We start from the raw sequence: 8605 nt of genomic DNA, 5'->3' as shown, positions 1-8605 counted from the left end.
ACTGTGTTTAAGCGGCGGAGCTAATGCGCCATGGCACTCCAGTTTTGAGGATAGCGTTGGCGATTGTGATATGAAACACCGAAACGCTTCTCAATCACCCGCTTCAGATCAATACTGCGCCAACGGACCACACAGCCTCGGTTACGATCAGGTCCGGCGACGATCAATGCCGAGAGCTCCGCCTGCTGGTCCGCCGTCAGGCGGCAGACAGAGGCATTGCACCATTGATACCGCAGGCCGGCTGGGCCTGCAGCATTGAACCGGAGCACCCAGTCCCGCAGGGTTTGCCGGTCCATGCCACCGATCCGCGCCGCTTCGCCTCGACTGCTACCCTCACGCACCGCAGCCAGAGACAAAAGGCGCCTTGCAACATTCGCATCCCGTGTACGAGCGGCCAGCCACCGAAGCGCATCAGCCGTATAATCCGTCCGTAAAGCAATCGCTCTAGCCATACCCGACCCTCCGTCCAAGGACTGAATCAGAACAGCCTTCGGTATCATTATCAGGTGGACGTGTGGCGCGGGAACTGACGGCCCTGGTGGAAAGATATGGCAAACCCTCATGATTGTCAGTGACAACGGTACGGAGTTCACATCCCATGCCATCCTGAAATGGGCGGATGAGATGAAGGTTGAATGGCATTATATCGCCCCCGGGACACCGCAACAGAGCAGTTTTGTCGAAAGTTTCAACGGCCGGTTGAAGGATGAATGCCACAACGAGACGCTGTTCACGTCTCTCAGCCATGCCCGACAGGCTCTGGCTGACTGGCGGGAAAGACTACAATACGGTGCGCCCCCATTTCCAACTGGGTGGCAGAACACCGGATCAGGTTGCCAGACAAGTATCTCGGGGGCACGCCCACGAGATACTTGTCATCCCATCAACCCAAAGCCATAAAAAACGGGGTACGTCAAAAAGAACCGTCAATCAGAACGTCCAAAGCCGCGAATCAGAAACAAGACACATCAACCCAACGGTTCTTCGGTCCCTCCAGCTTCGTCCCTTAGCGCGTTGCCACTTTGCGGCGAGCTAGAAGAAAAATGATAATCAAAACAAACAATCCTGCAGCAGCTATTCCTGCAACACTCATGCTATGAGCGTAGCGTGCTATAAAGGGCTTGGGGCCGCCACGTTTGAGCAGTTCGACATCGCTAGCGCTGACATGCAAGGCGTCATTCCCAAATCTGGAGAGAACATAGTTTGCAACAGCGGCAACCTGCTCGTTGTTCAACTGGCCTTCGAAGGCTGGCATCGCAACGGTTCCGTTGTTGGTGGCACGGTCCACGCCTTTGAGGATGGCCATAACCAGGTTCTGAGACGTTGGACCACCGACAATGGTGTTCGAGGTCAGTGAAGGATAGAACTGGTCATGTGTCCCCTGCCCGTTCAACTGATGGCACGAGGCGCACGCACCGGTGTACAATTCCGCACCATTGGTGCTTGTTCCCAGTGTCATCGCATCAGGGCTGCGGTCGATCGGTGCGTCAAGCTTTGCGAGGTCTGCGAGCTTTGGCGTGCTGAAGCTGAAGCCCGGAGCTTTCTGGTTCGGGTCCCGAACAGGCTTGACGGTACGCAGGTACTCGACAATCGAGGTCAGGTCAGAATCAGTGAGGTGACGCAGACTGTGTTCGACCGCTTCTGCCATGCCTCCTGCCGCCTGGCTTTTGCCATGAGCACTGCCGTCACGCAGATAGGACTTGATGTCTTCGTCACTCCATCCGCCAATGCCACTGACAGGATCCGAGGTGATATTTGGTGCGTGCCACCCCCCGAGGTCCGCACCGCCGAGAAAGCGGCTCTGGTCTTCAGACATGGCAATGTTACGCGGTGTGTGACAAGTCGAACAATGAGCCAACACGTTGACCAGATACTCACCGCGCTTGGCGCCCCCCTCTTGTGTGGTTGCGGCGGGCATGGGCTTTCCGCTCGCATACAGCACGTTCCATCCCGCCATCAACCAGCGCTGGGAAAATGGAAAGGGAAGGTTCGTTTTCTTGACCGGGGCCTCATCGACAGGCGCGGTACCTTGCATAAAATACACATATAACGCGTGAATGTCAGCATCACTGATACCGGAATATGAGGTATAGGGCATCGCCGGGTAAAGATTACCTTCAGGGGCGACGCCTTCACGAACGGCTTGAGCAAACTGGCCTTCGGTCCAGTTGCCAATACCGTAGGTTTTTGAAGGCGAGATGTTGGAGGCAATGATGTCCCCCAGCGGTGAAGAAATGACGTAACCGCCACCATAATCTTTGCCACCCGGATTGGTGTGGCAGGCCATACAATCTGCCGCGCGGGCAATGTAAGCTCCCTTTTTAATGAAATCGTCAGTGCCATCCTGAGCCATCGCGAAATGCGGGATGGCGGCAAGGGTGAGAAGGCCAAGACCAGCGATGAGAGAACGTGTCATGACTCAGACTTCCTTGGCGATAATATCGGCAGCGCGAATGGCGAAGGCTACGCCTGTCAAGGTCGGGTTGACGACACCGCAAGCCGGGATGACGCCAGTTGTCGCCATGAACAGGTTACTATGGTCCCAGGCCCGGCAGTCCTTGTCGACCACCGAGGTCTTGGCATCATTACCCATAATGACGGTTCCCATGATGTGGTCACGGTTCTGCCAGCCGGTATTGTCGTTAATAACTGTACCACCCATCGTCTGAACGAACTTTGCGTAATCTGCCTTGGCTTTGACAGCTCCGCGCTCAATGTAATCATCGGTGTTGTAGTGGACGGTCATGGTCGGAATCCCCAGCGCGTCCTTGCGGGTCGCCGAGGGCTGAATGCGGTTTTCAGGGTTTGGAAGCAGTTCGAACACCGAGGAGATATCCACCCAACGTGCCGCCCAGTCCTTGATTTTTTCATCGAGTTCAGGTCCCACGATACCCTGGGACAGAAGATGCTGTGTGATGGCTCTGTTTGGCACGGTGTTGGTCAAGGCATGTTTGATGGCAGAGTGTTCACGACGAAACTCACCATCACGCCAGTTGAAGATGCCACCTTGCTGAACCTGCCCGCGACCTGGCCACAGCGGTTCGTCTGCCAGGAACTGCAGCCCCATGCCAGTATGGTCCATAATGTTGCGCCCGACCTGGTCGGACGAGTTGGCAACATCAGACATGAGCAAAAGTTTTGGGGTCTCCAGGCCGTTTGCAGCGATGATGAAATACCGTGCAGTCAGGCGGATGTCTTTGTGATCGGACGTTCTGTAGTGCGCTGCGACAATTTTGCCGTCCGAGCCCTTCTCGAGCTTATAGACCGTGGCGTCCTCGATAACTTTGCCGCCCATTTTTACGACGTGCTTAGCATGGACATCGCCGGAATACATGGCCCCGATGGGACAGACGGGCATGCAGTTGTTGTTGCCTGAGCAGCCAGGGCGACCATCCCAGGGCTGATTGGTGCGTGCGTTGGGCTCATGGATGAAGTTGAACCCTTCCGGAGCCAGGCGGGCCTTAATGCGCTGGAAGTAGTAGGTTTCCGCTTCGGGAGGCACTGGATACGGTGTGGAGCGGTGTGGAAACTGGCCTGCTCCGCCCTGCCCGGACTGATCCTGCGTGTCGCTGCCGGCCACACCAAGATTGAACTCGGCGCGTCCGTAATAAGGCTCCAGTTCATCATAGGAAATAGGCCAGTCGCGCCCGACACCATAAAGGGTCCTGAGCTTCATATCGTTGGGCAGGAAGCGCCAGGTGGCCGCTGCCCAGTGCCAGGTTGTACCACCGACCAGGCGGAGCATTCCGGGAAGGAATTTAAAGCTACCTGTGTTCTCAATATAATCGGGTGAGAAAGATGTCGGCGCCCAGGGTTGGTTCGGGTAGGGGTCGTTATGGTTGCCTTTCCGCGGAGACGAACGAAAGTTCTCAACGATTTTCCAACGCGGGATCCACCTGCCGGATTCCAGGACAATGACAGACTTGCCCTGTTTGAGAAGTTCATAGGCTGCGTTGCTGCCAACTGCGCCTGAGCCGACGACAATCACGTCTGCATCGTATTGAGTGGTCATGATTCTACCTACCTGAAATCAGCAATCAACCAGCGCTCTGGCTGGCGGGTGGGTTCACCCAGTAATTGGTGTGACCACGGGAATAACTTGGGATGACGGTTGTGTCGGCTGTCGGCGCGTACATCAGGGCGCCCACATAGGTGACGAAGGTTGCGTCATCGACAGGATGGCCCACGGCGGGCGTGGCGTCCATGAGGGGTGTGCCCGTATAGCCCAGATACCATGCGGAAATGATGCTCATCGCAACAGGAGCCTGATTCGCATTCTGCTCAGCAAACTGCTTGAAATCGGACATGTCCTTCAGACCATAGGTCTTCATGGCGCTGATGAGGCTACCGACCTTCTGGGGGAAGCTGCTGTCCAGGGCCGTCAGGGCTGTGAGGATCCTGTTGGAAATTTCAAGATTGAGTCCTGACTTTCCTGTCAGGGTTCCACACAGGTCATGAAACTGCGAAAGGGTGACGAGACCGGCTGCGCGCGCAAAGCCCGGAAGGCTGCCGAGAGCTGGAAGCGTCAACGAGGTTGCGAGAACCTGCCGGCGGGAGAGACCCTTTTTTGTGAAGCGCATAGAGATAGATCCTCAAGTTCTGAAATACCGTTCTGACAGTGACGCAGGCTTTAACACCCTCAACATCCCGTCTTCCCTAGAAGGCAACATTCAAAGCACTGCTCAGTACAGCAGCGTCGTTAAAAACCGTCGTTCCACCGACATGGTTGACGTACTGGAAGTCGCCCTGAAGGGTGACACCGGTCCGGACATGATAGGTGTAATACGCTTCATAAATGGTCTCATGGCCCTGAATGCCGTATGGCGTTCCGAAATTGGCACCGACCAGCGCCAAACCGTTGGCAAGAGCAGCCTGCTGGGACAAAACCGCACTGCGGGAGAAATGGGCCCACTGGAAAGCGATGCCGATACCGTCCTCCGGGCGGCCCCACAGATGCCCTGTATCCATAAGCGCCGCGACGATATGGTGGTTGATCTGTGAGGTTTTACCGTCTGCGTAGGCGTATTGAGCACCGAAGACGAGGCCGTTGGATGGGCCATCGCCGTGTCGAACCAGCATCTGGTCTGCCATGACCCATACAGACGTCTGACCGCTTTGTTTGCGAGCGGGCAGACCCGTGACAACCCATGGCCGCCCGTTGATGTCCTCATACAGGTTGTTGTAGCGCGAGTTGTCGTACATCACTCCAACCTTGTAGTGACCGATCAGCTTGTCGTGTCCGAATTCAGGAATCCAGCCAATTTCAGCTTCCGTTGAAAGTTTGCCCAGATTGGATTGTCCCTAGGACCAGCCGGAGATACCGCCGTTATATGAATGTGGCGAGACGGCGAAGACACCTCCCATGACATAAACATGAGGATTGGGCATCAGGCGCAGCACCCCACCGATATTGCCAGAAGGCCAGTCCCGCCCGCCTACGAGGTACTTCGTCGGCGTGACGTTTCCGCACATCCAGACGTTCATGAAGTTACACACCCAAGGGGCATTGTTGAAAAACGTCCCGGTCGGGATCCAGCCGGTGGCCAGGTCGATTTTATGGTTGAACCAGGATTTCTCGAAATATGCCCAGACGAGATGGGCAACGACGTTTCCACGCGCACCGTAGATCTGCTGAACCTGATTGCCGTTATCACCAAAGGAGCGGCTGAGATTGGTTCCGTGCCCATTGACGATGAGGGTGTGCAGCCACAAATCATCTGACCACTGACCGGTTCCAAAAAGCTTGCGAAAGTCGATATCGACGGTGCTGCCAACCTGACCTGCAACGGTGTAAGTTTTCTTGCGACCTCCTGATACATTTCCGGAAATCCCTTCGTACAGGGCAAGAGCGACATAAACGCCGTGCTTTTGAAGCCAAGGCTGTATCCCGCCCCAGTCTCCGAGGGCGTGCGTCGTCCCATATGGTGCACCGAATGATGGGGCCCCATAGGGCGATTGCAGAAAACCGGGGATAGTCTGCTGCAGGTTTGTCATTTTCACAGATGCAGGCGAGCTCTGGGTGTTGGTCGCATTATCAGCGTAAGCTGCGGACGAACTCGCAAGCAGTGTTACAGCGGCAGCGAGGCAGCAGCGCCAAAGACGGTTAGAGCTCATACAAAGACAACTCCAGCGCGTCAGAGAGCGTTAGCAGCGGCATGGACGACTGCGAGATCCTTCGAGCCATCGGGAGTGCTTATGGCAATGGAGCCGACGACGGTTTTGCCGACGAAGAGCGGAACACCACCTGGGTTGCTTGAGAGATCCGGCACAGCGAGATTGTGAACCTCTCCTTTGACCAGCCCTTCATAGGACACGTTGGTGTCTGTCTTGAAAATGGCGGCCGACTTGGCTTTTCCTAATGCTGCAGAGAGACAATTGGGAGTAGCATTCACCTGACGCTCGACATAGAGAGGAACGCCATCAGGGTCCGCGATAACGATACAGCCATTAATGTGCTGCTCGGCTAAAGCTTTGCGGGCGGCCGACGCCATCTTCAAAACATCTGCGTCCTCGAGTGCTGGCTTTTGCTCAACAGCCAATACCTGGCTTGCAGAGCCAAGGAACGTAGCGATTAAGATAGATGAGGTAACAAAAAAGTTGTTTTTCATAACATTCCTATGTTCGATTCGCTCTGCATACGACATTGAACATAATACGACGCTTGAAAATTCCGTGATCAGCACACAGTTGCGTTTTTATTTTAATGCCTGAGCCTGATGGGCTCGTCGAAAAACGGACCACCGGAGGATATGCGGGACCCGGATCTGGGCCTGGGTGATTTTCACGACGAGGCGACGGATTTCCTGAATTGACCACTGGATAAGCTTTTGCGCGTTGGAAGCGGTCTTTTTTTGAGCGCAAGGACGTTCGCCTGGGAGCGCACGGCGGCCATCATGGCGTGGGCGAGCATGACCAGAGAGACGTGGCGGTGCCAGCCGTGCCAGGAACGGGTCTCGTTGTGGTCAAGGCCAAATTCGTTCTTGGCGGTCTCAAAGCCTTCCTCGATCCGCCAGCGCGCGCCTTCAACGCGGGCCAGCGTTTCAAGCGGCGTCCCCTGGGGGCACCAGGTTATGAAATAGCGCAGATCGCCATCAGCGGGATTGCGGCGGACCAGCAGGCCTCGGGTCCATGTTCCGGTCAGGGTGTCAGCATATTCCGACGCGTGGAGATCGGCCATCGGGCAATACAACCAGTCATACCATCGCTCGCCCTTGGTACCGTGCCCGGCCGAACACCGGACCCAGGCTTCGTCAGGCAGGGTGTTGATAATCTCGCGGGCCTCGGCGACCCACATCACGTCAGGTCGCCAGGAGTAAAACCAGTGGTTGGCATTCACGCCCAGCACGAAACCTTTGCCCGTGCGGCGTAGAGCCATTTCCAAATCGCCGACACCATACACGCTGTCGCCCGCGACCCAAGCGAACGATATGTCGGCATCCAGCGCACGTCCGATCATCGTAGTTGCCAGCGCCGGTTTGGTGGCAAAGCGGATATCATCAGGAACATGCGCCGCTGGTGGGCATGTCGCGCCCTGCGGGTACTGCGGACACTGGCGGATCGCCTATAACAGCTGCCGCAACCGTCACTGTCCGCGCTGTCAGGTGAACGCCGCGCGGACATGGCTGGCCGAGCGGGAGGCCGATCTGCTGCCGGTCGGGTATTTCCATGTCGTCTTCACCCTGCCGGCACGGATTTCGACCGACGCCCGTCTATAGAGAGAGGAAGGCCCACGACGAAAATGAGAAATGCGGTAGTCCAAGGTTGGGATGCACAGTTTGCCCGACATTACGCAGAATCCATCGCCTGTCAGATCCTAAATTTAGCTGCGTCCGATTTTGGGAAGTTGCAGACACCGTCTGAACGACCGCTTTGAAGGCGTAAGCCGCCTGTCTGCTCCTACATCACTGAGCAGATAGGCAGTTTAATGAAAGTCAGCCTGAGATCAGTTCGTAGAGTCGGGATTGCGAACATATCACCATATCATCACTATTGATCAACTGCCTACGCGCTTCCCTCGATAAGTGAACGTAGGCCGACCGTAGCAACCGCTGCGACCTGCTCCAGACATACACAGCTGACACCATCTCGCGCAGCAGCCGACATGCCGGCCATTGTCACCGTCACGACGTCGGTTGCGATTAATGCTACCGCTGGTGCCCCGCGGGCGATGAAGGCTTGCAGCTTTTCACGACGGATCTGAGCAACGCGCATAGCGATGCGCCTTCCTTCGCCGCTACGATCGGCCCGCAACGCTTCAAGGATCAGGCACCCTGCTTGATCACTGCAGGTCGTGTATGTGCGTGCGGCTTCGCCCAGCAGCTCGGCAATACTGTCGACAATCGGACAGTCATCACGAAAGAAGGCCTCCAGCGGCAGAACTTCGGCCACATACGCTTCTGCAATTCGCTCGAAATAGGCGGCCTTGCTCCCAAACGCAGCATAGAAGCTGGCCGGCCGGATACCGAGTGCCTCGGTAATGGCGGCAATACCAAGCGCTTCATAACCGTGCGTGTGAAATAATGCGCGCCCGGTGATGAGAGCGGCATTTGGATCGAACCGGCGGGGGCGGCCACGCGCTCCTTTTGATAATAAATGATCGGTCACT

General features: G+C 56.2%; 5 protein-coding genes and 5 pseudogenes. 2 read left to right on the top strand and 8 right to left on the bottom strand.

Features of this window, described 5'->3' with window-relative positions; all coding sequences use genetic code 11:
• Window positions 1-59: 59 nt before the first annotated feature.
• Window positions 60-452: pseudogene (locus HK22_RS14405) on the bottom strand (transposase); the annotation flags it as partial.
• A gap of 44 nt (window positions 453-496) precedes the next feature.
• Between HK22_RS14405 and HK22_RS14400 the strand changes: the two are divergent.
• Window positions 497-850: pseudogene (locus tag HK22_RS14400) on the top strand (integrase core domain-containing protein); the annotation flags it as partial.
• Window positions 851-1006: 156 nt separating this feature from the next.
• Here HK22_RS14400 and HK22_RS14395 read toward each other — a convergent pair.
• From HK22_RS14395 to HK22_RS14370, 6 genes and pseudogenes are all read right to left on the bottom strand, one after another.
• Window positions 1007-2416, bottom strand: a complete 1410-nt coding sequence (locus HK22_RS14395) for a cytochrome c (RefSeq protein WP_077804091.1) — start codon at window positions 2414-2416, stop codon at window positions 1007-1009.
• A gap of 3 nt (window positions 2417-2419) precedes the next feature.
• Entirely contained in the window at window positions 2420-4012 is a 1593-nt protein-coding gene (locus HK22_RS14390; protein WP_077804090.1) for a GMC family oxidoreductase, read from the bottom strand.
• Between the two features lie 25 nt (window positions 4013-4037).
• Window positions 4038-4580, bottom strand: a complete 543-nt coding sequence (locus HK22_RS14385) for a sugar dehydrogenase complex small subunit (RefSeq protein WP_077804089.1) — start codon at window positions 4578-4580, stop codon at window positions 4038-4040.
• Between the two features lie 76 nt (window positions 4581-4656).
• A pseudogene (locus HK22_RS14380) lies at window positions 4657-5994 on the bottom strand (carbohydrate porin).
• A 140-nt stretch (window positions 5995-6134) separates the two neighbouring features.
• On the bottom strand, window positions 6135-6608 hold the full coding sequence (locus HK22_RS14375) for a heme-binding protein (RefSeq protein ID WP_158093574.1): 474 nt from the start codon (window positions 6606-6608) through the stop codon (window positions 6135-6137).
• 173 nt (window positions 6609-6781) lie between these two features.
• Window positions 6782-7513: pseudogene (locus tag HK22_RS14370) on the bottom strand (IS701 family transposase); the annotation flags it as partial.
• Here HK22_RS14370 and HK22_RS14365 point away from each other — a divergent pair.
• Window positions 7503-7697 (top strand): annotated as a pseudogene (locus HK22_RS14365) (transposase zinc-binding domain-containing protein); the annotation flags it as partial. The pseudogenes HK22_RS14370 and HK22_RS14365 sit on opposite strands and share 11 nt — an antisense overlap.
• Before the next feature lie 304 nt (window positions 7698-8001).
• Here HK22_RS14365 and HK22_RS14360 read toward each other — a convergent pair.
• The gene (locus tag HK22_RS14360; RefSeq protein ID WP_077804087.1) at window positions 8002-8604 is read right to left on the bottom strand and encodes a TetR/AcrR family transcriptional regulator; all 603 of its coding nucleotides are present in this window, start codon (window positions 8602-8604) and stop codon (window positions 8002-8004) included.
• Window position 8605: the final 1 nt, after the last annotated feature.

This window comes from Gluconobacter sp. DsW_056 (assembly GCF_002153595.1).
GTDB lineage: Bacteria > Pseudomonadota > Alphaproteobacteria > Acetobacterales > Acetobacteraceae > Gluconobacter > Gluconobacter albidus.
Note: the sequence above shows the minus strand (reverse complement) of the source record. Positions and strands in the feature narration are given on the sequence as shown.